This window comes from Pedobacter sp. ok626, assembly GCF_900100435.1.
In the GTDB taxonomy this organism is placed as follows: Bacteria; Bacteroidota; Bacteroidia; order Sphingobacteriales; family Sphingobacteriaceae; genus Pedobacter.
This window is the reverse complement of the sequence record NZ_FNEX01000013.1, coordinates 203,589-226,873: the sequence shown is the minus strand read 5'-3', so window position 1 is coordinate 226,873 and position 23,285 is coordinate 203,589. Positions and strand designations below refer to the sequence as shown.

19 protein-coding genes and 2 riboswitches are annotated in these 23,285 nt (G+C 38.2%); of the genes, 8 read left to right on the top strand and 11 right to left on the bottom strand.

From position 1 onward, the window contains the following. On the top strand, window positions 1-156 hold a 156-nt coding region (locus tag BLS35_RS18395), incomplete at its 5' end, for a transposase (RefSeq protein WP_175459569.1). Between the two features lie 197 nt (window positions 157-353). Here BLS35_RS18395 and BLS35_RS18390 read toward each other — a convergent pair. The 8 genes from BLS35_RS18390 to BLS35_RS18360 all read right to left on the bottom strand — a co-directional run bounded on the left by BLS35_RS18390 (window position 354) and on the right by BLS35_RS18360 (window position 9,691). Continuing rightward, the gene (locus BLS35_RS18390; protein WP_254778964.1) at window positions 354-923 is read right to left on the bottom strand and encodes a DUF6580 family putative transport protein; all 570 of its coding nucleotides are present in this window, start codon (window positions 921-923) and stop codon (window positions 354-356) included. Between the two features lie 34 nt (window positions 924-957). Then, window positions 958-2,067: a DUF5074 domain-containing protein gene (locus BLS35_RS18385; RefSeq protein WP_090783820.1), complete on the bottom strand. Its 1,110-nt coding sequence runs from the start codon at window positions 2,065-2,067 to the stop codon at window positions 958-960. A gap of 61 nt (window positions 2,068-2,128) precedes the next feature. Continuing rightward, the gene (locus BLS35_RS18380; protein WP_090783817.1) at window positions 2,129-3,232 is read right to left on the bottom strand and encodes a cell surface protein; all 1,104 of its coding nucleotides are present in this window, start codon (window positions 3,230-3,232) and stop codon (window positions 2,129-2,131) included. Window positions 3,233-3,322: 90 nt separating this feature from the next. Then, the gene (locus tag BLS35_RS18375; RefSeq protein ID WP_371328254.1) at window positions 3,323-4,468 is read right to left on the bottom strand and encodes a YncE family protein; all 1,146 of its coding nucleotides are present in this window, start codon (window positions 4,466-4,468) and stop codon (window positions 3,323-3,325) included. After that, entirely contained in the window at window positions 4,468-6,528 is a 2,061-nt protein-coding gene (locus BLS35_RS18370) for a TonB-dependent receptor plug domain-containing protein (RefSeq protein ID WP_090783813.1), read from the bottom strand. Before BLS35_RS18370 ends, BLS35_RS18375 begins: the two co-directional genes overlap by 1 nt. A 95-nt stretch (window positions 6,529-6,623) precedes the next feature. Then, window positions 6,624-6,830, bottom strand: a riboswitch (cobalamin riboswitch). Window positions 6,831-6,912: 82 nt separating this feature from the next. Further along, window positions 6,913-7,077, bottom strand: a complete 165-nt coding sequence (locus BLS35_RS27880; protein ID WP_165973449.1) for a hypothetical protein — start codon at window positions 7,075-7,077, stop codon at window positions 6,913-6,915. A 37-nt stretch (window positions 7,078-7,114) separates the two neighbouring features. Continuing rightward, the gene (locus BLS35_RS18365) at window positions 7,115-7,558 is read right to left on the bottom strand and encodes a DUF6934 family protein (protein WP_090783842.1); all 444 of its coding nucleotides are present in this window, start codon (window positions 7,556-7,558) and stop codon (window positions 7,115-7,117) included. 261 nt (window positions 7,559-7,819) lie between these two features. Then, window positions 7,820-9,691, bottom strand: coding sequence for a TonB-dependent receptor plug domain-containing protein (locus BLS35_RS18360; protein ID WP_132226094.1), 1,872 nt, complete (start codon window positions 9,689-9,691; stop codon window positions 7,820-7,822). Window positions 9,692-9,800: 109 nt separating this feature from the next. Beyond that, window positions 9,801-10,009: riboswitch (cobalamin riboswitch) on the bottom strand. Between the two features lie 70 nt (window positions 10,010-10,079). Between BLS35_RS18360 and BLS35_RS18355 the strand changes: the two genes are divergently transcribed. Continuing rightward, window positions 10,080-11,291 carry a serine hydrolase gene (locus BLS35_RS18355; RefSeq protein WP_090783809.1) on the top strand — a complete coding sequence of 404 codons (1,212 nt, stop codon included), beginning with the start codon at window positions 10,080-10,082 and terminating at the stop codon, window positions 11,289-11,291. A gap of 20 nt (window positions 11,292-11,311) precedes the next feature. Here BLS35_RS18355 and BLS35_RS18350 read toward each other — a convergent pair whose 3' ends face one another. Then, window positions 11,312-12,196, bottom strand: coding sequence for a polyphosphate kinase 2 family protein (locus tag BLS35_RS18350; RefSeq protein WP_254778962.1), 885 nt, complete (start codon window positions 12,194-12,196; stop codon window positions 11,312-11,314). 123 nt (window positions 12,197-12,319) lie between these two features. Between BLS35_RS18350 and BLS35_RS18345 the strand changes: the two genes are divergently transcribed. The 3 genes from BLS35_RS18345 to BLS35_RS18335 all read left to right on the top strand — a co-directional run bounded on the left by BLS35_RS18345 (window position 12,320) and on the right by BLS35_RS18335 (window position 18,475). Continuing rightward, entirely contained in the window at window positions 12,320-12,754 is a 435-nt protein-coding gene (locus BLS35_RS18345; RefSeq protein ID WP_090783807.1) for a CBS domain-containing protein, read from the top strand. Window positions 12,755-12,848: 94 nt separating this feature from the next. Further along, window positions 12,849-15,296: a penicillin-binding protein 1A gene (locus BLS35_RS18340; protein WP_090783805.1), complete on the top strand. Its 2,448-nt coding sequence runs from the start codon at window positions 12,849-12,851 to the stop codon at window positions 15,294-15,296. Continuing rightward, window positions 15,293-18,475, top strand: coding sequence for a peptidase MA family metallohydrolase (locus tag BLS35_RS18335; protein ID WP_090783802.1), 3,183 nt, complete (start codon window positions 15,293-15,295; stop codon window positions 18,473-18,475). Before BLS35_RS18340 ends, BLS35_RS18335 begins: the two co-directional genes overlap by 4 nt. 68 nt (window positions 18,476-18,543) lie before the next feature. Here the strand turns inward: BLS35_RS18335 and BLS35_RS18330 are convergent, their stop codons facing one another. Next, on the bottom strand, window positions 18,544-18,894 hold the full coding sequence (locus BLS35_RS18330; RefSeq protein WP_090783799.1) for a GIY-YIG nuclease family protein: 351 nt from the start codon (window positions 18,892-18,894) through the stop codon (window positions 18,544-18,546). Window positions 18,895-19,028: 134 nt separating this feature from the next. On the opposite strand from BLS35_RS18330, the gene BLS35_RS18325 reads away from it, so the two are divergent. The 3 genes from BLS35_RS18325 (at window position 19,029) to bioD (ending at window position 21,645) form a co-directional block, all read left to right on the top strand. Next, window positions 19,029-19,805: an XRE family transcriptional regulator gene (locus BLS35_RS18325; RefSeq protein WP_090783797.1), complete on the top strand. Its 777-nt coding sequence runs from the start codon at window positions 19,029-19,031 to the stop codon at window positions 19,803-19,805. A 108-nt stretch (window positions 19,806-19,913) separates the two neighbouring features. After that, window positions 19,914-21,044 (top strand): aminotransferase class I/II-fold pyridoxal phosphate-dependent enzyme, encoded by a 1,131-nt coding sequence (locus BLS35_RS18320; RefSeq protein ID WP_090783793.1) that lies wholly within the window; start codon window positions 19,914-19,916, stop codon window positions 21,042-21,044. Beyond that, window positions 21,037-21,645: a dethiobiotin synthase gene (bioD, locus tag BLS35_RS18315; protein WP_090783789.1), complete on the top strand. Its 609-nt coding sequence runs from the start codon at window positions 21,037-21,039 to the stop codon at window positions 21,643-21,645. Before BLS35_RS18320 ends, bioD begins: the two co-directional genes overlap by 8 nt. A gap of 64 nt (window positions 21,646-21,709) precedes the next feature. Here the strand turns inward: bioD and BLS35_RS18310 are convergent, their stop codons facing one another. Beyond that, window positions 21,710-23,269 carry a DUF6850 family outer membrane beta-barrel protein gene (locus BLS35_RS18310; protein WP_090783787.1) on the bottom strand — a complete coding sequence of 520 codons (1,560 nt, stop codon included), beginning with the start codon at window positions 23,267-23,269 and terminating at the stop codon, window positions 21,710-21,712. Window positions 23,270-23,285: the final 16 nt, after the last annotated feature.

Here is a 23,285-nt window from a genome sequence, read left to right as displayed (position 1 = left end):
TATCGTAAACAACGCCCCGTCGATGTAGAACCCGTATTTGCACATATCAAAGCTAATCGTGGCTTCAAACGGTTTTTATTGAAAGGGATAAGCAAGGCTGAAGTAGAAGTCGGGTTGCTTTCCATCGCTCACAACTTAAAAAAATGGAAAGCGTAAAGCTTTTTGTATCGTTGTTTAATGCTAAAGTACACCGGGGAACATAGATGCATACACAAATCAACGTTCAACCAAAACTTGTAGCTTTGATCTGAAAAAAGTAGCTAATAACTCAAAAAATAACACAATAAAAAAACCGTCTCATAATTGACTTATGAGACGGCTACTTAAGCAAATTCAAATGTGTTATATCAATTTTAAGCGTTTACGCTCTTTTTAAAGCTTAAGCTAGGATACATTGCCATTATACCAAACATTACTGTTCCATAAACCAATGTACCATATAAGAACTTCAATTCGAAAGGAATTGCTGCTACTAAACAAGCCCCAAAACCAGCCAATGTAGATGGATACAATCCAGGAACATACATTGCACTAATATCAGAAACAATCCAGTGAATCAGGACTACCACAATTGTTGACAATACTAAATTTTGAACATTTATCTTGTTAAGCAATTGCTTACTAGCAAAAACCATCGCGATAAAAGCGATATATGTCAAGTACCATCCCGGGTAAAAGAAACCAAACCCAGATGTTTGAGCTATAAAAATATCACTGATCAATAATACTAATAAAGGAAAACCAAATGCCTTGGCAGAACTATTAAAGTATGCACCACCAAACAAGGCAATAGCTCCTACCGCCGAAAAATTGGCAATATCTTTAAAATTATCAGAATAAGGTGCCGCTACGCGGAAAATGCTAACAAGTACAACTATCGATAATAGAATTACTGCACTCGGATTAAATCTAGATCCAGACATGTTCATTATAATTTATAACACAAAGTTATATTATTTATATGGAATTTTCATGGAATACAAACATTGCCGGGAAATAATAACCGCTGTAAGGGATCTGTTTAATCAATTGCCCTGTCGCTGCATCATGAAAATAGATATTGTTAACCTCATAATTTGCACCATAACCATCCTGCACCGTAGTCGTTACAATTTGATTGGTTTGCGGATTATAACCTAAGTTCTTTCTATAAAACGACTGCTTATCAGGGGTCGTAATAAATGGCTTATCTAAGGTTGATTTGTTGCCTTCAGTATATTTATACAACTCTTTACCTCCACCAAAGCTCGATGATTTCAATAAAAACACGGTATTGTCCTTAGTAGAGGCTATAATTGGTGAAGAGAACCAGGTAAACCATGTCGTTGCAGGAGTAAATGGCAATTCAACACTATCCGTTTCTAATGTTTGTGGATTGGAGCTATATAAGAATTTTGCTTTGGTATACCATACTTTTTGGTTAAGTGTTTGCGCAAAGCCTAAAGTAACTCCAGCTATCTTCTTAACCACAGTAAGGTCTTCCGCATTGTAAATAATAGCACCAGCCGATTGATTAAGCACATAGATGTATTTACCAGCTTTTAGCATATCTCCGGTCTGCCCGGTAGCACCCAGTAATTTAAATGAAGGCTTATAAGTTTTAAGATTAATCATATAAACACCATCACTAGCACTCAACAAGCCTCTGTTTTCGTCTAAACCAACAAAAGCACGCCAATCGTAATCAGTTGAGCCCGCAATACGGCCAACCTCTTTAAGCGTTTTTGCATCGGCAATTACAACCGATCCTCTAGCCTTGCTTACCACATATAAATTATGGTTAAACTCAGCAGCAAACTGCACAGTCGAACTTGTTGGCGCAAAACCCTGACTAGTTGGGTTCTCTTTCTGAAATACACTGTCCTTTAATGTCCCCGATACATTATCAAAGAAACTTACCGACCCTGTACCGTGGCCAAACCAGCCTTCATTGATTACAAAAAAACCATTTTCATATTTACCGGCTACTGGTAACTCGTCTTTAACATTGTTATCTTTTTTACACGAGGCTAAAGCACTTGTAATCAATAATGCAAGTCCTGCATTTTTTAATTTTCTAGTATTCATTTATTTGTTAAGTAATTTTTGATTTGTGTTTTAAGAGCGCTTTATTTTGATAAGAAAGCGATTACTTTACTAAACTCATATCAGCAACACCGAGTACTTCTGTCGACAGCTCGCCTAACCAGCCCATATTAGCTTGTATACCTGTCTGAATTTTAATAAAATCGACACCTGCCAATGATACTTTTTTACCATTCTTATCTACAGCATTGCTGATATCAATCTTATCTCCACCAACAGTATTATCAGCATATCCCCATGCAAATGGAGCACTTGTGATGTAGCTAGGGTTAGTCATATCAATACCCGTAGATGGCAATATAGAACCCGTTAATGTATATTCACTTCCAGTTACCCATAGTGGAAAATAACTCTGTTTGTGAAAAGTGTTTGTAGCGACAAAACCTGTATTACCATCGCTATCTTTCCATGGAATTGGAGCAGTATCTGGTGTAGGTCTGGTATAGGTAACTGAGTAATTTCTTTTATAGCCCGCTTTACCAAAGTCACTTCCTGCCACTTCATACCATGTATCATCAGGCTTTCCATTGTTATTTTCATCCTGCATTACCCATATAATTCCAGGTTCAGCAAAGTTTCCCATTGGATTACCGTACACAACAATATCATCCTTATCGATATTCAACACAGTATGATCAAATCCCAATACGATATAACCGCCCCATGCACCTAATGTAACCATCCCTTTTTTTCCAAGGATACCTTCAGCACTTACTAAATTTCCAGGTGCTTTATTGATAAATTGTCCAGGTGCAGGATTGTATTCGAATAACTTAGTTACATACATGGAGCTCTCAGGAGTAACAGGCTTAGTTGGAGCCTCTACTTTAATGGTATATAAAAAAGTAAATGTATCCGAGTTATTAAAAGCAGTGTATTCGATCAGGTAAATGCCAGATTTTAAAGGCGTAAATTCATACACGCCTCCAGTGCTTTTTACTTCGCCATCTAACTTCCATTCCTGTTGGTAAACAACGTCATTTGTGCTACTCGCAGAAAAGGATAGCATTTCACTTAACTTACCAGTAATCTCTTTATCAGCAACACCCATCTGAATGGATAGAGCCGGTATAGCCTCGTCTTTTTTACAGGCTGATAGCAGGCTAATGAATAAACATGCCAGGAGAAGATAATTTTTAATTTTCATTTGTTTTATTTATTTATTTATTGGTTAATGATTTAATTGATTCAGGGGATGACAATTGTATTTCGAGTCCCATGATGGCAACAGGTGATCTTATTTGTAAACAAATGCGATATGAGCAGGAATATCTCCAGTTTCGACAGACCACCTCCTTTTTCCGGTATTTTTGTCAAAACAATACAACCTACCTGGCGAAACGTAGTCCTTGGCATCGGTTACATATACATCCTTGCTAATCGGGTTAATAGCAATTCCATACGGAATCATGATATTTTTATCTGTCCCATCAGTTATAAACTTTTGATTCGTTAGCACCTCATCCTTTACATTCAGAATACCATAACTAATCTTATTCTCACCAGTTAGGTAACTAAATTCGGTGCTATAGAAATATGCCCGATCACCATCTATAGCCAAATTACTCACGCCAATATCAAAGGTCTTCTTAACAGTTTCAGTTTTGGTATCAATCACAAAAAGTTTGGAAGGAGTATCGTAGTAATCCCCTCTAGAAGTCACATATAAATCTCCATACTGATCTGCCTTAAGGCGATGTAGATTAATAGCCACATCAATATTTTTAACGACTTGAAAGGTATTCAGATCTATTACCGAAACTGTTCTTTCATAGTTTGGGGGACTGTAACCACCGGAGTTCGCAACATATAGTTTTTCGCCAACTATAGCCATTTCTTCCGGTTGCCGGCCAACTTCTACCCTTTTTACCTCATTCAATGTAGTCGTATCGATACATACCACTACTCCCTGTGGCGCTTTAGGATCGCCAACTTCACCTAAATAAGCACTTACATAAGCCTTACCTTTACTGAAACTGACATAACGGCAATTAAGCACATCAATCTGCTTAATTTTTTTACCTGTTTTAACATCCAACACCTCTACCTTATTGGACACATTAACTACTACATATAATTTAGAACCATATACAGAGATATCATTCCCAACATCCCCCAATCCTTTTACCACTTCAGGATTGGCTTTGCCATAAATATTTTTTTTATAAAGCCCCTGATGAATATCAAGGTAATCCAATGAAGCCTTGTTCATATTCATGTTTCCTTCGTTGAGCAGGTAAAAGCCTTTTACCAGACTTGAAGGGTCCGGAACGATTGCTTCTATTTCATCTTTTACCGGGGCTAAATCCTTTCTACAGCTTGTTTGCACTAGCACAAAAAGCAGAGCAGAGGATAAAAAATAGAGTTTTCTTTTGTTCATCATTAATAGGAATAAGATAGAGTGAAACGATATGACCTGCCGGGCATAGGGAAATTGGTAATCACGGCGTAATTCTGGTCCAGTAGGTTATTTATTTCGGCAGAGAATTTGATCTTCTTATCGCCAATAGATTTACGGTAATGAAATGCAATATCATGCGTATACCAGGGCTGTACGTAGTTGGCAGCAATATTTGCGCTCTGATCGTACCTTTCACCTGTATAAATATAACTGTAATTCATACCCATGTTTCGCCAGTCCAGTCCCCCAATAACAGAACCGCTGTGAACAGGTGTGTAAGGAATTTGATTTCTATAGTTTAGCGTTACATTGGTAACATTAAGCGCTTGCTGATAAGTATAAGTAAGCCCTGCATTGGCACTTAAGCCATCGGTAATTTTCCAGACAGATTGCGCATTTACATCCAGTCCTTTTATCTCTACAAGGCCTAAATTCTGCATACTCCATCTAAATAGGTTTGCTCCTGGAACTGCAACAATCTTATCCTTTATCTTATTGTAATAGGCATCAGTCTGTATACTGATCTGACTTAGCCATTTATTTTCAAACACCTTTATGTAAGTAAAACCTAGATCATATTGCTTGGTATATTCAGGCTTAAGAAAGGTACTACCAATAAACGTATAATACAGATCATTAAAAGTAGGCATCCTGAATATGTGCTTGTAAAATGCGCGCAGTCGAAATTCCTTTGAACCAAAAGGCTGCCAGGAGGCCATTACAGTTGGGCTGAGTTCGCTTTTATTACCTGCTGAGTAATATTGCTTTACTTCGTCATTTACGAGGGTTCCCAATAAATTGGCCTGAATATTTAATCGGTTTAAATGAATTTCAGTGGCCAACGCCATAAGCACAGTTTGCCTTGTTGGATATGGGAAACGATACAGATTGGCATCTAAAGTATTGTGCTGATAATCTCCAGATAAAACAACATCCCATAAGGAGTTGATTTTATATCGATTAGACAAGGTTACATAAAACTCTTGCAGCTTGTAAATATTATTGGTTAGCCCTTCATCCTTAACAATATTTGGATCCAGATATCTGGAATAATCATTTGCATATTTTACAGATGCCATTAAATTATACCTGCCCGCTTCTTTTTTGTAGTTACCCTGAACAAAAAAGTTCCGGTTCCATAGGCGCTGACTGAAATCATAAACATTATTAACGATCGCTCCTGGTAAGCCTTGCTCGTCATTGTAAAAATAAACCTTAGCACTCCATACACTACTATCGGCCAGCTTACCGTATAATCCCCCCTCCAGTCGCATGGTCTCTATATCTCCATTTCTCCTAACTAGCGTTGTATCGTATGTACCATTGGTATCATGGAATTTATATCTTCCATTTGCGTTTTTATATTCTGCACTTATTGAACTATAAACCTTATCGTTTACTTTCTTTTGCCAACGCACTGAAGGATTAATTAATCCGAAAGAACCTGATTTAAGTGTCGCAGTTAAATGATCAGACTGTCCCTTTTCAAAAACAGGCTGTTTTGCATTAAGATATAGGGAGCTCCCAGAAGCAAAACCTTTAGCAGATTGAAAGATTGTACTCTTTTGGCCATTGTAAAGTTCTATTTCTTCGATGTTATCTAATGAAAACTTTCCGAGATCCACCTGCCCATTTTGTGCATTACCTAACTGTACACCATCATAAAATACAGCAGTATGATTGGTGCCCATACTTCTTACGTTGATGGTTTTTAAACCTCCAATGCCCCCATAATCCTTTAGCTGTACACCAGAGAAAAAGCGAACTGCATCTGCAACAGACAAACTGTTTAAGCGCTCCAGCTCCGCTCCTGATAGAATCTGCAAGGGCGTGGAAGAAGTCTGCCTGCGTGTAATCTTTACCCTGCTGATCTGAACTTCTTTAAGCTGTTTTACTTTATTTAACGAATCCGACTTTAGGGCTTTGGCAACACCAGTTTGTGCCTGCAAATTTGCAGGCATAAAAAAGTTGGACCAAAAAACGGCCATAAAAGTCAATAAAGCACAATTTACACCCCTAAAGGCATGTTTGTTTCTTATCATTTTGTTGTGAGTATTACCCACAGCAAACAGTTAGATTAAGGAAATGAAATACAATAAATAAGCACTCACTCCTAGCTTCAATCCCCGAAAGCTATGAAATCATAAAAGCGAATGGCAGGTCTTCTGACTTACTCCCGGATATTCTGCCTTCCCATTCTTCACCGTTTAAGATTTAGAAAAGTGGCTTCGATTTGAATACCGTTATAGAGCTTACAGCTGCGGGACAGTTACGGAATTACACCGTATTCCCTTTTAATCCAGATAAGTTAATCTTATCGGGAACCAAAAGCGCTGCGAAGGTACTTAATATTAAACTACCAGCAAACAAATAGCTATGAAAATCTATTATTCCCACGACAATCAATGCTGGTTTTACCTTCAAGATTATTTTTTCAAATGATCAGGCAGCTTAACTTTACTAAACATCTCTTTTGCCCTAGCTAACTTTTTTAAAACATACGGATCATTGGCATGACTATTCCCCGTTTCTGCAACAAGAACTTTCGGATAGCCTTGTTCTAATTCCCTAACGTATTTCTCTGCAACCATAATAATGCTTTTTAATTACCTTTTAATATTTACTAATTTACTTACGCCTAACCAAAAACCCTTGGTAATTGACATTTCGCTCAAAACTGACTATTTCAGTTCCAGTATCTCCATAGATGTCAAAATCAGCACTAATTTCATCATATAACCGGGCAATATTAATTTGATAAAGCCTAGTTCTTGAAGCCGAACTACCTGTAACATACACAAGTTGATTCCCATAACGATCACAAAATGAATGAATAGTACTTGCGACGGTGGCGAGTACAAAGTCTCTATCGTCATTATTACTAATTACATTATCGATAATCTTTCCGGTGTTCGCATCCTCATCGCCAAACGCCAGGTTATAAACCAACGGATCTTCCTGAAGAACTGAATAGACAACGGATTTTCTTATTTTTCCCTTAGGACCATTACTATTAAAGTAATACTCTCGAAAATCATTTTTTGCTTGAAATGGATATCTTTTTAGATTCATAAAACCTATTTCTGACAAAGATCCCAAGATCATTATTGTCAAAAAACAGGTATCAAAAATTAGTTGGAAAACGCATTTTTTATTGAGTTTAACCAAACAAAATTAGTTGCGATACCAGAGATCGCTGTATTGAACAAAATTACATTTTGTTCAATAGTAAAGATGGAAATTGGAAGAAATTAAAATCAGTAATTTAACCATCTCATTAACAGGTTAAATTACTGATTTTACACTACATTCTAAACGTCAAGGACGTATATTTTATTTAATCGTAAAGCTTACACCCGCATTCACATTAAAGCCCATACTGTTGTAACCATAAAACTCAGTATACTTTTCATCTAAAACATTCTTGAAATCTGCAAATAGCTTCACATGTTTTTTAACCAGAATATACTCACCATAGAAGTTCAGCAATTTATAAGCCGGAAGATCTACAATCACAAATTCATTAAAGTTACCATCAGAACGCTTACCATTATACTTAAAGAAAGAACTTAGGAAAAGATTTTTAGTAGCCTGAACACCTGCATTAATACCAAAAATATGCTTTGGTCTACGGATTAGATAATCAGAAACCTCATTGGTAACCACATTATACTCATTCCCCTCTACATAAGCATAATATCCATTAAGACTAAATGCACCAAATTTCACAGAAGGCTCCGCTTCAAAACCTTTTACCTTTTGGCGCGCCTGATTGATATATCCCACATTTCCGTATACAATTGCATTGGTTAAGTCTCTTTTAAAACCAGCAACACGCAAAGCATATTTACGCTCAGCAAAGCTGAAGTCAACACCCGCTTCATAGTTTTTAGAATTCTCAGGTTTAAGATCCAGATTAGCTCCATACAGTCCAAATAAATTCTCCAGCGTAGGTGTTCTAAACGCGGTTGAAATGGTACCATAAAGCTTAACTTGCTTTACTACGTTAATGGATGGAGTAATGTTGTAAGTATAATTTTCGCCATATTGCTTATGTTTATTGTAACGTCCGCCAATTTCTAAATTAAAAATGCTCAAGTCATGTGCAAATACCGATGCATAAGTACTAAATAAGTTTGTAGACACACTTGGTCCAGAATTGGTTTTAGAACTCGTAGCCCTATTGTCCAAGCCTACTAAAACATCAATATTACTACCTAGTTTTTGATTGTAAAACAAATCAACAAGATGTAACTTACCCTCTCCAAGACTTGAGGTACCTGAAGTAATAGCGCCAACTGAAGATGTTTCATAGCTATAGTTGAAGTTTAGTTTTCCAGTTCCAAAATTATACCTTGAACTTATACCTCCATTAAAATGCTTAATCTTAGAATTATTGGTAAGATTATCTTTGTATCCACCCCCATCAAAATCATAATGACCATAAAAATAACGTAGAAATGGGCTAATGCTAAAATTATCTGTGGCCTGCAAAGAGAAATTTGCATTAACCGCTCCCGTTTTATTACCATCTTTTTCAAATGGAACCGTGTTACCGGCAGGTTCAGCAGCTTCCGAAAAACCATCAGTCTTACCTTGAGTATAAGCAATGTTATAAGAGAACTTATCCACGTTAGCACTCATACCAATAGTACCTTTATACGTTTTATAAGTTCCATAACTAGCTACACCATACACACTATTTCCGGCATCCTTACCTTTTTTGGTTACGATATTAATCACACCAGCTACAGCATCAGAACCATATATAGTTGACTGGCCACCTTTTAAAATCTCAATATGATCAATCTGGTCTATAGAGAACATGCGGAGATCAAATGCGCTTCCTGAACCAGCAGGGTTACCTACCAAAATACCATCGATCAATACAACGGCATAAGAACTTCCGGCGCCCCTCATAAATAAGCTCTTGTTTAAGCCTGCATTAGCAGTTGCCCCTCCAACTATAAGTCCGGCCTGCTCATTTAACAACTCCACCAGATTTTTACCCTGACTCCTGTCCAACACATCCCTACCTATAATGGTAACAACCTTACCCGTCTGCGATTGCTTCTGGTCATTTTTAGTAGCTGAAATAACTACATTATTGAGGTCGATAGTTTCCTGAGCACGTAGAGTTCCTATAACACCCAGCTGGATTATACCAGCGCTCATTGCAATTAATAGTTTATTATTAATTTTCATTTTATATTGTTTTTGTTTGTGAGCTTTTTTACCCACAGCAAACAGATAGATCAAGGAAATGAAATACAATAAATAAGCACTCACTCCTAGCTTCAGTCCCCGAAAGCTATGAAATATTATTACTTATGGCAGGTCTTCTGACTTACTCCCGGATATCCTGCCTTCCCAATCATCGTTCTTTTGACAGAATCTGAAAAGTGGCTTCGATTTGAACACCGTTATAGAGCTTACAGCTGCGGGACAGTTACGGAATTACACCGTATTCCCTTTTAATCCAGATAGATTGTACTATCCGGAACCAAAAGCGAGGCGAATGTAATCAATTATCCATCCACCAGCAAAACCTATATTTTTTATTACTTATATTTATCAGTATTAACATACGGCAATGAACAAGACAATTTTCGCTTTATTCCTCATGATCAGCCTCCATTCTTCAGCGCAAAAAACCGATACCGTACTGATCGAAAAACTTATGAATCAACACGCTGAGCTATTTTCTGGCGTTTTAAATCATCCACAAAAAAATCAAATACAAGTCCTATATACACAAGTAAACAGAGACTCAAAAAACAAAATCAGCTTTAAATCCTACAGCTACAATTTAAACAACCACCGCTATTTTTATCCTGCAAGTACAGTAAAGCTTGCCGCTGTAATCTTTGCCCTGGAGAAAATAAACGAGCTAAAAGTAAAAGGACTTAGCGCTAGCAGTACCATGATCACCGATAGTGCAAGATCTAGCCAAACTAAGGTCTTGGTTGATACAACCGCAAAAAATGGGCTACCATCTGTAGAACAATACATAAAAAAAATATTGTTAACCAGCGACAATGATGCTTTTAATCGCTTATTCGAATTTATCGGTCGGGCAGAGATCAATAGTAAGCTAAAAAAATATGGCTACCACGACAGCCGGATATTGAATAGATTAGCAATAGGCGATTCGGGTGAACCTGCAAAACATACCAATCCAATCCGATTTTATAATGGCGAGCAATTAATATATACCCAAGCACCACAATACGATCCCAAAGAATATCCATTAAAATTATCCAATACAGTTATGGGCGTTGGGTACATTGACAGTGCCGAAAAAATAGTGAACAAGCCATTTGACCTCTCCAATAAGAATGCTTTCAGCATCTCAGATCAACAAGCGATGATGAAAAAGTTAATCCATCCCGAAGCATTTCCAACTAAAGAACGTTTTAACTTAACACCTGCGGATTACCAGCTCATTTACACTTATATGAGCAAACTGCCAACAGAAAGCGATTATCCAGCGTATGATCCAAAGGAATTTTGGCCAGCTTATGCAAAAATGCTGTACTATGGTCGTGAAAAAGATGCAGTAGTGAATCCAGATTTGAAAATATTTAATAAATATGGCGACTCTTATGGCTTTATCATCGACAATGCCTACTTCAAAGACAGTAACCATAAAATAGAGTTCTTTTTAACAGCAGTAATCCAATCTAATGAAGATGGAATTTATAACGACGGCAAATATGAGTATACGACAGTATGCTATCCCTTTATGAAGAACATCGGAAAACTGATATACAATTACGAACTGGAAAGAAAACACAAAAAATAGGTAGAATCTATAAGAAGAATCTACTTTTCGTTGAGCAACTGCTGCTTAATTTCACCTAATTTACTCATCTCAGATTCAGGCAACACAGGGTATTTGAGATCTAAATCTTTAAAGGTATCTACTAAAATCTTACTTATAGCTAACCTGGCATACCATTTCTTATCGGCGGGTATAATGTACCATGGTGCCCCTTTTGTTGAAGTTTCTGTTAGTGCTTCTTCATAAGCCTTCATATAATCTTTCCATAAGGCTCGCTCTGCAATATCCCCAGAAGAAAACTTCCAATTCTTAGACGGATCATCAATTCTATCTAGAAAACGTTGTCGCTGCTCCTCTTTAGAAACATGAAGAAAAATTTTCACAATGACAGTTCCATTTTCACTAACATGCTTTTCGAAATTTCGAATACTTTCATATCGCCGCTCCCAAAAATTCTTATCAATTTTTTTAATGCTATTATAGCCAGGAATCTTTTCATTCAACACATATTCGGGATGAACTTTGCAAACCAATACATTTTCATAATGAGATCGATTATGAATGCCTATCCGGCCCTTTTCCGGCAAAGCTTTATAATGACGCCATAAAAAATCATGATCATACTCTTCCGATGTCGGAGTTTTAAAGGTAAAGACCTGGCAACCCTGAGGGTTTAAGCCCGACATAACATGCTCTATTGCACCATCCTTCCCCGCTGCATCCATCGCCTGAAACATAATCAGAACAGAATGTGAATCAGCAGCATACAATCTTTCCTGAAGTTCATCTAATTGTTCCTTGAGCTCAGCCAGCTCAAACGCTGCATGATCCTCATCCTGAGCCCCTTTATATTGTGTTGGATAATCGTTGAGTGAAACCTTCTTTCCCGGACTAACCAGATAGTTTTCTATCTCTTTTTTCATCATATAACTTCACATAAATAATGATACTTACAGTCTAACAAATCTTTGATTCAATTGTTTAAACCGTAATATAATAACAAGATAGCGGATTTCGAGATAAATCCGTAAACAGAAAGGAGTTCAATTATGGGTAAAGTTAGAAATGTCTTACAAGGAAAAACTAACCCCGTTATTTTTGTAAGCCCAGACACTACTGTTTTTGAGGCCCTCCAGGTCATGTTTGAAAAAAACGTCGGGGCCCTGTTAGTAATGGAACAAGAAAAATTCGTCGGAATGATGACGGAAAGAGATTATGCCCGAAAGGTTATTCTCAAAGGAAAATCATCTAAAGACACTCAAGTCAGGGAAATTATGTCTAAAAACCCTGTCCTGGTATCTTCTAACACAACGATAGAAGAATGTATGTGGTTAATGACGAACAAATTTACCAGGCATCTGCCAGTAATAGACGACGATAAACTAACCGGCATCGTTTCTATTGGTGACATTGTTAAATACATCATCGATGAACAGAAATTTATCATCGGAAACTTAGAGCATTACATTACAGGTGGCAGATAGACGGGAAAAGATCAAATAATTACGTTAATTTGCATCCTTACTTTTTAACACTATTTAACACAAACTGTTTTACGATTTTTTGATCTTTACTTCCATGTTTAAAGAAATTAGCAATAAGTATCTCCGTTATTCAAGCATATTCCTTTTTTGTATCATCATCTTTTTTTGTGCACTGCAGCTCAACTTCTTATGGCTATTTGGCTACTCGCCATCTTACGAAGACATCAAGACTCCAACCCTACGCGTAGGCTCAGAATTATACACCTCAGATGGGAAATTAATCGGTCGTTATTACAAAGAGAATCGGACACCAGTAAATTTCAAAGAAATATCACCCAGCGTAATTAATGCACTTATTGCAACAGAAGATGTTCGTTTCTATAGCCATATGGGTATCGATTTCCGTTCTCTACTTTCCAGCGGACTCTCTACGGCAACGGGCGACAAACGTGGAGCAAGTACCATTACACAACAGCTGGCAAAAAATCTATATCAAACCAGATACAATAAATCCCAAGGCTTTTTAAGTCACATCCCAGTACTCCGCACCATTATAGCAAAACTAAAAGAATGGCTAACGGCGGTAAAATTAGAATCCAATTATTCTAAAAACGACATCATTACCATGTATTTAAACACCGTTTCCTTCGGTAATAATGCATACGGTATTAAAACAGCTGCTCGTATTTATTTCGATAAAGAAGCCAACCAATTGGATGTACCTGAATCGGCTTTATTGGTAGGAATGTTAAAAGGTACGACTACCTACAACCCAATCAGAAACCCTCAAAAAGCATTAGAACGTCGTAATGTTGCCTTGGCACAGATGAATAAATATAATTACATATCTACTGCCGAACTAAACACCTATAAAAACACCCCAATAAAACTTAAAGAAGGACGAATAGATGAAGGTAGCGATGGTGATTCTTATTTAAGAGCTGCTGTAGATAAATACCTTGAAAAATGGTGTAAAGACAATGGCTACAACCTTTATGAAGATGGCTTAAAAATCTACACAACCATCGACTCGAAACTACAGCAATACGCCGAAGAGGCAGTGAACGAACAGATGAAAACCCTTCAAAGAAGGTTTTATAGCGTTTGGGGCAATGAAGATCCATGGGAAGATTCGGAAGGAAAAAAAGTAGATTACCCAGATCGTGCTATGCGTAACCTGCCCATCTATAAAATACTGGAAAAGAAGTTCCCAAATAATCCTGATTCTGTAACGGCTTATTTCAACAAAAAGAAAAAGATGAAAATCTTTACCTGGAAAGGCGACCGTGATACCTTGTTTTCAACGATGGACTCCATCCGTTACTACGGAAAAATCCTGAACGTAGGAATGATGACCCTTGACCCTTTTAATGGAAAAATTAAAGTTTGGGTGGGTGGTCTTGACCATAAATATTTTAAGTACGACCACGTAAATCAATCGAAAAGACAAGCAGGCTCTATATTTAAACCTTTTGCCTACCTGGCAGCATTAGAAAGCGGCATGAATCCATGTGATAAAATCACAGACAAGCCTGTAAAAATAGCCTACCAGGAAAAAGGAAAAACAGAATACTGGGAGCCTAAAAATGCCAGCTATAGCTTTAGCTACAATGACATGTCGCTCCGTTATGCAATGGCCCGCTCAGTAAACAGCGTTACTGCGCAAATTACTGAAAAAGTTGGCTGGGATAATGTAGTAAAATGGGCACATGAATGCGGTATAGATAGTCATTTAGAATCCGTTCCATCTGTTAGCTTAGGCCCCAATGACGTTACCGTCTTTGAAATGGTTAAGGCTTATGGTACCTTCTTGAACGATGGTGTAAAAACCGATCCTATTCTTGTAGAAAAGATAACCGATCTAGATGACAATGTTATTGAGAATTTCGTAGCTAAAACAAAAAGAACCCTTTCTGAGGAAATGTCCTGGTTAATGTTATATATGCTTAGAGGTGGTATGGATGAACCGGGTGGAACTTCTCAGGCCCTATGGGAATGGGATCTTTGGAAAAAAGGAAACCAGATTGGCGGAAAAACAGGTACATCAAGTGACTACGTAGATGCCTGGTATATGGGCGTTACCAAGGATTTGGTAACTGGAATCTGGGTAGGTTGTGATGAACGTACAGCACACTTTAAAAACGGAGAAACTGGTGAAGGATCCAGAACAGCACTCCCAATTTTTGGTAAGTTCATGGAAAAAGTATACAAAGATCCAAGTACAGGGTATACCATGGGCCCTTTCCCTAAAGCAAAAGTAAAAATCACAAGGGAGATCGACTGCCCTACGCCTAGATATGAGAGAGACACTACTGAAAACGACAGTCTGGCTGTAGATTCTACAGATTTTGAGGTAGTCCCTACTCAGGAAACACAGCCCGTTACAACCGAACCTGTAATACAAAAAACAGAAGAAAAGAAAACTACCGACCCCATCAAACAACCTGCTGCCGAAGTTCCCCTAACAAGAAAAGAACAAAGGGAACAAAGAAGAAAACAACGTCAGGAAGAGAAAGAAAAAAAGAAAAATAACGAACTATGAACAAAAGCTATACTTTCCTCAGAAGATTAATTGCCATATTGTTTATCCTTACAACATCTTCTGCCGCTCTTCAAGCTCAGTATTTCGGACAAAATAAGGTACGTTACAACAACGAGAAATTCAAAGTTCTACAAACGCCTCACTTCGAAATCTATTATTACCTGAAGAATGAAAAACTGATTGAAAAGTTCGCTCAGGATGCAGAAACCTGGTACAAAATGCACCAGGAGATATTCAAGGATACTTTTCTTAAAAAGAATCCAATCATCTTATACAATAACCATCCCGACTTTCAGCAGACTACAGCACTTCAGGGCGAAATCGGTATCGGAACTGGTGGGGTAACAGAAGCTTTTAAAAACAGAGTAATCATGCCGGTTATGGAGCTTAATAACCAAACTAGGCACGTACTAGGACACGAGCTTGTTCACGCTTTCCAATATCACCTCCTACTAGAAAAAGACTCTATAAATCTGGAAAACATTAGCCAGATCCCTTTATGGATGATCGAGGGTATGGCCGAGTATTTATCAGTAGGTAAAACAGATGCCTTCACATCAATGTGGATGCGCGATGCCCTATTAAACAGGGATATTCCTTCTTTAAAAGACTTAACCAACTCCAATAAATACTTCCCTTACCGCTATGGTCAGGCCTTTTGGACTTTTGTTGGTTCAGTATATGGAGACAGTACCATTGTACCACTATTTAAAGCAACAGCAAAATATGGCTACGAAAACGGGCTAAGATATACTTTTGGTTACGACGACAGAGCGCTCTCAGGCTTATGGAAAAATGCAATTGAGGCGCACTACCGCCCAATGCTTAAAACTGATAGTTCTCAAATCAAAATCGTTGGTACGAAAATCATTGACAATAAAAACGCAGGTAACATGAACGTTGCCCCATCTATCAGTCCGGATGGTAAATACCTCGCCTTCTTATCAGAAAAAGATCTTTTTGGTATCGACCTGTTTCTCGCTGATGCCAAAACAGGAAAAGTACTTAGAAAATTAAGTAGCCAGGTTTCCAACTCCCATATCGACGACTTCAACTTCTTAGAATCGGCTGGTACATGGTCGCCTGATGGTACGCAGTTTGCTTTTAGTATTTTCAGTAAAGGCAAAAACCAGCTGATGATCATCAACATAAAGGACGGAAGCGTTGCTTTACGTGCACAAATGGGTGATGTAGCCCAATTTGGAAACCTTTCATGGTCACCAAATGGCGATGACATTGCCTTCTCAGGAATGATCCAGGGACAAAGTGACATCTTCTCTTATAATCTTAAAACGAAGGTGGTTACACAAATCACCAATGATGTATATTCAGATTATGCCCCTGCTTACTCACAAGACGGAAAGAAAATAGCATTCTCGTCAGACAGAGCCTCCATGAAAAGCAATGGCAATGCGGCTGTTCATCCTATTAACTTGAGCATTTACGACGTAGAAAGTAAATCCTTAAACGACATCCCTGTATTCCCAGGCGCCAACAACCTCAACGCACAGTTCTCAGGTGATAGTAAAAGATTATTCTTCTTATCGAATAGAGATGGCTTTAGAAATCTTTACGAATATACGCTGACTGATAATAGTATAAAACAACTTACGGACTACTTTACAGGAATTAGCGGTATTACCGAATTCTCGCCAGCCATTTCTGTATCCAGAAATGACGAGATCGTATATAGCTATTACCGTTATCAACGCTATACACTTTACAACTCACCAGCAAGTGCGTTTCATGCAAAGCCAGTGGATGCCAATGCTGTGAATTTTGATGCCGCTGTCCTACCCCCAATGGAAAGCACGGGTGTAGATATTGTAAATTCGAACCTAAAAAACTTTGAACGTTTTGAAAGGACAGTTGCAGACTCAATGCGACTTATCCCTTATACACCTAAATTCAAGTTAGATTATCTGGCCAATAGTGGCGTTGGTGTTTCTACCAGTAGATTCGGTACAGGCGTACAAGGTGGTATTGTTGGTATGTTTAGCGACATCTTAGGCCGAAATCAAATCATAGCCAATCTATCAGTTAACGGAGAGATTTATGATATCGGTGGATTAGTAGGCTATATCAACCAACAAAAAAGAATTAGCTGGGGTGCTGCCTTATCACACATCCCTTACATCACTGGTTACCGCGACATTGCCAAGACTACAATAAAAGACAGGAACGGAAAGGATATGAAGGTGTTTGATGACAGAACAGACCTGATCAGGACTTTCGAAGATCAAGCCCAACTGTTTGCCGCCTACCCTTTCAATAAAGTACACCGTTTCGAGGCTGGAGGTGCATTCTCTCGTTACAGCTATAGAGTTGATCGAATTAGCAACTATTACGAAAGGTTAACTGACGACCAAATTGGCTATTATATCACTTCAGAAAAAACGAAAGTTCCAGTAGACTCGGCGACCAATCCATTTGGAGCGCAATTAAAAAGCTTCAATATCTTTCAGTTAAATGCCAATTTTGTAGGGGATAATTCCATCAATGGAATTGCCGCTCCTTTAGATGGTTTTAGATATAGGGTGGGCGCTGAACAGTATTTTGGCGATTACAACTTCTCTGCAGTTACTGTTGATGTAAGAAAATACTGGCGTTTGAAACCAGTTACCCTTGCAGCAAGAAGCTACAACTACTTTAGAATAGGTAAAGAAGGAGAAAATCTTTATCCATTATTTATAGGATATCCATATTTAATCAGAGGATATGAAGCAACATCCCTTTATAACAACAGCGCTGGTACCAGCAATGGTTTTGACATCAATCAGCTGTCTGGAAATAAAATTGCTGTGTTCAATTTTGAACTTAGACTTCCATTTACCGGCCCTAAAAAATTAGCAGCTATTCCTTCTAAATTCTTATTCACCGACCTAAACGTTTTCTTTGATGCCGGTTTAGCATGGAATGAGGACTCTAAAGTTGTTTTCAAAGGTCAACCTGTAAACAATATTGAACCTAAGATGGTTAATGGCAACATCATAACAGACATTAACGGAAATCCTATCTATCAGAAAACGAATGAACGTGTTCCTGCAATGAGTGTAGGTATATCACTTAGAGTTAATATGTTTGGGGCTTTTGTACTAGAACCTTACTATGCCTTCCCTTTCCAACGTAAAGATATCTCAGGAGGTGTATTTGGCTTAACCTTTGCACCTGGCTGGTAATTATACCAACGTTTTTACTAAGGCCGATCAATCATGATCGGCCTTTTTTTGTAGATATAGGGCGTTAACTAGGAAAGCATATTAAAGGTCAGGTTCACCTGATTGATCATTTTTCTCCCGGAGGTGATGTGTTCGAAATCCAAACCGATAGTTAAATCAACCCAGTCAGGATTACATGATCTTACCAAGCGCTCCTTCTGTGTTCTGGTGAATCTGCTGATCAATTTAAAGCGACTTAATGCCTGAGCCTCTGTTTTAAATTCTTCAAAGTAAACCAGTCTTGTCAACTGTTGTCCACTGTCAAAAAACAAACAAGGCATTTGTTTATAGAAATCTAATGTTTTAATTAGATCAGAACTCATTCCTACATGTAAACTCGTTCTGTTTCTGTCTGTTATCACGTACACAAAATTTTTCATAACATTAAGCTTAAATAAGATAAACTAAATTAGTTAGCATAACTATTGGATATCTGAATTAATAATACTAACTTTATTGGTACAATAATACTAACAATATTAGTAAAAACAAATTTATTTTAACTTTTTATTTTATGTCAAATATTTCATCCAACCTTAAGTACTTAAGAAAGAAAAAAGGCCATACACAGCAGCAATTTGCTGATGCTATGGGAATTAAAAGGTCGCTTATTGGTGCTTATGAAGAAGACCGGGCTGAACCAAAATATGATTTACTAAAAAAAATAGCAGAATACTTTGACCTAACAATAGATGAGTTTATTAACGAAAACATCAATGAAGACTGGAAACCTAAGCCAAAAAGCCAGGGATCTAACCTTCGTATCTTAAGTATATCCGTTGATAAAGACGATAATGAGAATATAGAAATGGTTCCTGTAAAGGCGAGCGCCGGGTACTTGAACGGGTTTTCTGATCCACAATACATTAAAGACTTACCAAAATTTCAACTTCCCCTTCCCTTTTTAAAACAAGGAACATTTAGGGCTTTTGAAATTGTTGGCGACTCCATGCTGCCTATACAACCGGGAAGTATCATCGTTGCAGAATATATGGACAACTGGAATGATGTTAAAACCGGAGAAACCTATATCATCATCAGTAAAAATGAAGGTGTCGTTTACAAAAGAGCTGGTAACCGCTTCAAAGAAAACAAAGACCTTAAACTCATCTCCGACAATAGGATCTACGATCCATACACTGTAGCCGCTGAGGACATTCTTGAAATATGGAAAGCCAAAGCATATATCTCTACGGCTTTACCTGATCCTACACCAGAACCAAGCATAGAAACGCTAAGCACCATGATGGCACAGATGCAGAAGTCTATCTCGCAACTGAACAAAAACTAAAGATATACACCTTATATAACCTGTTGCAATGACCACGATTAGCTGCGAAGCAAAATAAATCCATTGCAACAGGTATACTTTAATCTGCTTTGTATATTTTTGAAAACCATGAACAAAGCAGAGCAATTCATTCAAAGTAGGCTACAACAAAGAGCCGATAAAGGCATACTCAGATCGCTCTCCTCAACCGCTTTCCCTACCGACTTTTCTTCTAATGATTATCTTGGTTTTGCGAGATCCTCCGAATTAAAGATCCGAACAGCAACTACGCTGGGTCAAATACCACATTATAAAAATGGTGCTACTGGCTCCCGTTTACTTAGCGGTAACCATAGCTTTACTGAAGAGACCGAACAAGCCATTGCGAACTTCCATCAAGCAGAAGCGGGACTAATCTTTAATTCAGGTTATGATGCCAATATAGGGCTCATATCCAGCTTAGCACAGCGTGGTGATACCATCATCGCTGATGAATTGATACATGCTAGCCTGATAGATGGAGCAAGACTTAGCTATGCAAACCGTTATACCTTTAAACATAACGACTTGAATGAGCTGGAAGCCAAACTAAAAATAGCCAAAGGCAATGTCTACGTACTTATAGAAAGTGTGTACTCAATGGATGGTGACATTGCGCCATTAGCAGAAATCAATAAACTTTGTCATCAATACCAGGCACAGCTCATTGTAGATGAAGCCCATGCTCTGGGTATATTTGGTGATCATGGCACCGGTCTGGTACAAATGCTCAGACTGGAGCATGAAGTCTTTGCCCGCATCGTAACTTTCGGCAAAGCGCTTGGTTGTCATGGCGCCATTGTCCTCGGGACTGCAAACCTGCGTGCATACCTCATCAACTTTGCCCGCTCTTTTGTGTATACTACTGCCGCACCTATTCATGCCATCGCCGCGATCCATTCAGCCTATCAAATGCTGATTAAAACGGATTATGCCACAGAGATTAAATCAAAAATAGCTTTATACCTTAATTTACTAGAGGGCTCGAACATCTCAACGATCCAAAGTACAAGTGCTATACAAACTGTTTTATTTAACAACAGCCAGGAAGCGAAAGCAGCGGCCCAAGCCTTACAAAGTAAAGGAATCGATGTAAGAGCGATATTAAGTCCTACAGTTGCCGAAGGAAAAGAAAGACTAAGAATTTGTCTTCACCTATTTAACAGCGAAAAGGAAATTGAAACATTAGTTAATGAATTAAAAAGCTTAAAACATGAATAATACATATTTTGTTACAGGTATTGGAACAGGTATTGGCAAAACCATTGTCAGTGCTGTACTCACAGAAAAGTTAAAGGCCGACTACTGGAAGCCTGTGCAGTCTGGCGACCTGGACATTAGCGACAGCCTGTTTGTTAAACATTTAGTTAGTCCGGAAACCATCATCCATCCAGAAAGCTATCGACTAAGTCAACCCTTATCTCCACACTTGTCCGCAAAACTCGATGGGATCAACATTACTGTAGCATCTATAAAAAAGCCACAAACCGATAACCACCTGATCATTGAAGGTGCCGGAGGGTTGATGGTTCCTTTAAACGACAATGAATTAATACTTGACCTGATCAAAGGTTTACAAGCCAAAGTGATTGTTGTATCTCAAAACTACCTGGGCAGCATCAATCATACCCTACTTACACTAGAACTACTTAAAGCAAATAAAATCGATGTAACGGGTTTGATCTTTAATGGTACAGAAAATAAAGAAAGCGAGCAATACATCACAAAGTACAGTAACGTAAAAATCCTTGGCAGAATACCAAAGATGAGCGTCGTAGATAACGAAAGTATTAAAAAAGCAGGTCAAGGTATCACCTTATAGTGGGGATGCTGAATAATTAAGCCTCTCCGGTTTTTGAACTGAAGAGGCTTATTGAAAAAGCAAATTAAAAATTAACACCTGCGCTAAAACTACTGAGATATCGCTCTTTATAGTTAAAACTATTGGTACTTAAATATTGAACCCTAGCTTTCGCAAAAAAAGTGTTTTTACTATCCTCTTTTATTTTTCTCGAATAAATAAATGGTACAGCAACTGAAAAATATTTTGCACTCAGGTAATTAAAGTCAGTTTGTTCCAGACCGGTTACCACAGGAGATTCAGGATTGACCCCGTTGTAGTGGTAACCGCCTGAGAGATTCTCTTTATATCCCAGCTCGGCACCGACCAATAAATGCTGACTCTTTTTATCTGATAACATGAAATTCTTTTTGCCACCGATGGTGAACAGGAGGTTTTCAATCTGTTTAACCGAATTTGGCAAGATATAGACATCGTTCAAACGTTCGTAACTGAGGCCTGTGTTTATTTTCCAGGAATATGCTGCGCCACGGTTCATCAGTAGGTGGTATTGGAAACCGGCATTTTGTGAGGAATAAGTTGAACGGATACTTTTAAACAGTGTTTGCCATCCCAATTGTGCAGAGGAGTTATCGCGTTGTGTAACATATTGGATCCCGTCCATATTTCTGTTGTAATAATTAAGGTCGACAAAGTGAGAAAGCTTTCCTCCGGATGTGGAAAGGGTTAGTTTAGTATTCCAGATTTTACGCAAGACCGAAGCACCGTCCCTTGGCGTGCTGAAGGATACTTGCAGGTCTTCTGCCTCTTCCGAATAGTCCGCGCTCAGAAACACATTGACTTTACCCTGAAAATTATACTGGATCCCTGCACCACGCACATCTCCTTCGTAATTGTTTTCGCGGTTAATAGTACCCGAGTTACTAACTGCCGTACCAAGCCCCAACAGCTCATAATAAACCTGATCAATATCCGTATTCATTTTACTGATACTGGACTGTTCTTTCACATTACTGTAAGCAAGGTTTAAACCGATATGATGGTTTGTAGCTGGCGTATAGACCAGTCCTGGTGTAATGGCAATGGTATAATAGTAGTTTTCCGCACGTAAATCACGTTGCTTCGCACCACTTGATACTTTATAATTTGCTGCGAGGCCAAATGACCAGCGTTCATTAAATGTTGGTGTCGCAATACTAAACTGCATGTCATAATATTGATTGTTCCAATCGCTTGGATTTAAATCGGCAACCATATAAGGCATTCCCCTGAATGGATCTATAATGGATGCATTGAATTCCGCCTGTTTAATGTTATCCCGCGTATAACTAAAAGCTCCGCTCAGGTAGTAGTCGCCTAAAAATAGATTCCCTTCTGTTTGTACCAGCTGCCTGTTTCCTGATTTCCCTTGCTGTGGACGCCGAAAGTCCCCTCCATAATTTTCAATTCCTACGCTGAGTTGGGAATATTCAAATGGCCGGTCCAGTTGTAATCCAGCCGGATTCTTAGCTTTTTTCCAAAAGCTATTTTGTTCCTGACGCTCCAGCGTTGCTGGCGTATTTAGCACATCGTTTTCCTGGGCAAATGCCAGTTGCGTACCAAGCATAAGAAACAATGCCACACTTATCTTATATATAATATTCATTAGCATAAATTATCGT

Bases quoted from the DNA above. Each gene is read 5' to 3' on its own strand.
- BLS35_RS18390 (WP_254778964.1), bottom strand. From the start codon at position 923: ATGTCTGGATCTAGATTTAATCCGAGTGCAGTAATTCTATTATCGATA.
- BLS35_RS18385 (WP_090783820.1), bottom strand. From the start codon at position 2,067: ATGAATACTAGAAAATTAAAAAATGCAGGACTTGCATTATTGATTACA.
- BLS35_RS18380 (WP_090783817.1), bottom strand. From the start codon at position 3,232: ATGAAAATTAAAAATTATCTTCTCCTGGCATGTTTATTCATTAGCCTG.
- BLS35_RS18375 (WP_371328254.1), bottom strand. From the start codon at position 4,468: ATGATGAACAAAAGAAAACTCTATTTTTTATCCTCTGCTCTGCTTTTT.
- BLS35_RS18370 (WP_090783813.1), bottom strand. From the start codon at position 6,528: ATGATAAGAAACAAACATGCCTTTAGGGGTGTAAATTGTGCTTTATTG.
- BLS35_RS27880 (WP_165973449.1), bottom strand. From the start codon at position 7,077: ATGGTTGCAGAGAAATACGTTAGGGAATTAGAACAAGGCTATCCGAAA.
- BLS35_RS18365 (WP_090783842.1), bottom strand. From the start codon at position 7,558: ATGAATCTAAAAAGATATCCATTTCAAGCAAAAAATGATTTTCGAGAG.
- BLS35_RS18360 (WP_132226094.1), bottom strand. From the start codon at position 9,691: ATGAAAATTAATAATAAACTATTAATTGCAATGAGCGCTGGTATAATC.
- BLS35_RS18355 (WP_090783809.1), top strand. From the start codon at position 10,080: ATGAACAAGACAATTTTCGCTTTATTCCTCATGATCAGCCTCCATTCT.
- BLS35_RS18350 (WP_254778962.1), bottom strand. From the start codon at position 12,196: ATGATGAAAAAAGAGATAGAAAACTATCTGGTTAGTCCGGGAAAGAAG.
- BLS35_RS18345 (WP_090783807.1), top strand. From the start codon at position 12,320: ATGGGTAAAGTTAGAAATGTCTTACAAGGAAAAACTAACCCCGTTATT.
- BLS35_RS18340 (WP_090783805.1), top strand. From the start codon at position 12,849: ATGTTTAAAGAAATTAGCAATAAGTATCTCCGTTATTCAAGCATATTC.
- BLS35_RS18335 (WP_090783802.1), top strand. From the start codon at position 15,293: ATGAACAAAAGCTATACTTTCCTCAGAAGATTAATTGCCATATTGTTT.
- BLS35_RS18330 (WP_090783799.1), bottom strand. From the start codon at position 18,894: ATGAAAAATTTTGTGTACGTGATAACAGACAGAAACAGAACGAGTTTA.
- BLS35_RS18325 (WP_090783797.1), top strand. From the start codon at position 19,029: ATGTCAAATATTTCATCCAACCTTAAGTACTTAAGAAAGAAAAAAGGC.
- BLS35_RS18320 (WP_090783793.1), top strand. From the start codon at position 19,914: ATGAACAAAGCAGAGCAATTCATTCAAAGTAGGCTACAACAAAGAGCC.
- bioD (WP_090783789.1), top strand. From the start codon at position 21,037: ATGAATAATACATATTTTGTTACAGGTATTGGAACAGGTATTGGCAAA.
- BLS35_RS18310 (WP_090783787.1), bottom strand. From the start codon at position 23,269: ATGAATATTATATATAAGATAAGTGTGGCATTGTTTCTTATGCTTGGT.